We start from the raw sequence: 2,159 nt of genomic DNA, 5'->3' as shown, positions 1-2,159 counted from the left end.
GGTGGTGCAGAGCCCGTCCGGGCGGGTCACTGTGGTGCTGCTCGAACCGGACCGCAACCGGCGACCCGGGCAGATCGACGCGTTCCTCGACCAGCTGCGGCGTGCTTGCGCGCCTCCCGCGGGTCGACCTCCGGGTCGGGGTTGGCCAGCGCGAAGACGATCGAGTTCTTCGCCATCTGCGCGATGTCGTCGCCGGTGAGCAGGTTCGGCGCGCTGACCCCGATGAACACGTCGGCGCCCCGGATCGCTCCGGGCAGGTCGCCGGAGTAGTTCTCCTTGTTGGTGTTCTCCGCCAGCCACTGCCACGCCGAGTTGAGCCCGGTCAACCCGCGGTGCAGGGCGCCCTCCCGGTCGTACGCGATGATGTCGCCGACGCCCTGGCGCAGCAGCAGCTTCATGATCGCGGTGCCGGCCGCGCCGGCTCCGGAGACGACCACCCGGACGTCCGCGAGCTGCTTGCCCACCACCCGCAGCGCGTTGGTCAGCGCGGCCAGCACGCAGATCGCCGTGCCGTGCTGATCGTCGTGGAAGACCGGGATGTCCAGCGCCTCGCGCAGCCGGGCCTCGATCTCGAAGCAGCGCGGTGCGGCGATGTCCTCCAGGTTGATGCCGCCGTAGGCCGGCGCGATCGCCTTGACGATCTGCACGATCTCGTCGGTGTCCTGGGTGTCCAGCACCACCGGCCACGCGTCCACCCCGCCGAAGCGCTTGAACAGCGCGGCCTTGCCCTCCATCACCGGCAGCGACGCGGCCGGGCCGAGGTTGCCCAGCCCGAGCACCGCCGAGCCGTCGCTGACCACAGCGACGGTGTTGCGCTTGATGGTCAGTCGCCGGGCGTCGGCCGGGTTCTCGGCGATCGCCATGCAGACCCGGGCAACCCCGGGGGTGTACGCGCGGGACAGCTCGTCGCGGTTGCGCAGCGCGACCTTCGAGGTCACCTCGATCTTGCCGCCCAGGTGCAGCAGGAACGTCCGGTCCGACACCTTGCGCACGTCCACGCCGTCCAGCGCGGTCAGCGCGTCGACCACCTGGTCGGCGTGACCGGCGTCGGCGGTGTCGCAGGTCAGGTCGACGATCACGTTGGTCGGGTCCGAGTCCACCACGTCCAGCGCCGTGACGATCGCCCCGGCCTCGCCGACGGAGGTGGTGAGCCGGCCGATCGAGGAGGCGTCCGCGGTCACGGCGATCCGGATGGTGATCGAAAATCCGGCGCTGGGCAGTCGGGTGATGGCCACGGGATCCCTCCGTAACGGCTGTGCGGCCGTTCGGCCGCCGCCCGCATTTCTACCGGGTTGTCGCGGCCGACCAGCATTCGCCCCCACTTTTGGCGACCTTCACCATGGGCATATAGCAGGTGCGTTCGGCGTTGTGTCATGTCAGGATTACGTTCTACTTATCAAAACGGACAGGAGAACCGCTTGCGAGACCAGGAGAGCTTTGTCCCCGTCGAGGACGAGCTCGACGACGTCACCACCGGCGAGATGGAGCTGTCGGAGCGGCAGTCCCTCCGACGCGTCCCGGGCCTGTCAACCGAGCTCACCGACGTCACCGAGGTGGAATACCGCCAGCTGCGGCTGGAGCGGGTCGTCCTGGTGGGCGTCTGGACCGAAGGCACTGTCACCGACGCGGAAAACTCGCTGACCGAGCTCGCCGCGCTGGCCGAAACCGCCGGTTCGCAGGTGCTCGAAGGGCTCATCCAACGTCGTACCCGACCTGACCCGGCCACGTACATCGGCCGTGGCAAGGTCGACGATCTTGGCGCGGTGGTGCTCTCCACCGGCGCCGACACGGTCATCTGTGACGGTGAGTTGTCCCCGTCGCAGCTGCGCAACCTGGAGCAGCGCACCAAGGTCAAGGTCGTCGACCGTACGGCGCTGATCCTCGACATCTTCGCGCAGCACGCCAAGAGCAAGGAAGGTAAGGCGCAGGTCGAGCTGGCCCAGCTCGAATACCTGCTGCCCCGACTGCGCGGTTGGGGTGAGACGCTCTCCCGGCAGACCGGTGGTTCCGGCCGGGGCGGCGGCGCTGGCGGCGGTGTGGGTGTCCGTGGCCCCGGTGAGACCAAGCTGGAGACCGACCGGCGGCGCATCCGCCACCGCATCTCCCGGCTGCGTCGCGAGATCAAGAGCATGAAGACGGTACGCGTGACCAAGCGTTCC

At 69.0% G+C, this 2,159-nt stretch carries 2 pseudogenes; one reads left to right on the top strand and one right to left on the bottom strand.

Going from position 1 to position 2,159, the window contains the following annotated elements:
- Positions 1–95: 95 nt before the first annotated feature.
- Positions 96–1,235 (bottom strand): annotated as a pseudogene (locus ABZ749_RS34285) (malic enzyme-like NAD(P)-binding protein); the annotation flags it as partial.
- A gap of 183 nt (positions 1,236–1,418) precedes the next feature.
- Here ABZ749_RS34285 and ABZ749_RS34280 point away from each other — a divergent pair.
- A pseudogene (locus tag ABZ749_RS34280) lies at positions 1,419–2,159 on the top strand (GTPase HflX); the annotation flags it as partial.

Origin of the sequence: Micromonospora sp. NPDC047753 (assembly GCF_040642735.1) — a bacterium.
In the GTDB taxonomy this organism is placed as follows: domain Bacteria; phylum Actinomycetota; class Actinomycetes; order Mycobacteriales; family Micromonosporaceae; genus Micromonospora.
The sequence above is the reverse complement of the archived record's forward strand: the minus strand, read 5'-3'. Positions and strand labels throughout refer to the sequence as shown.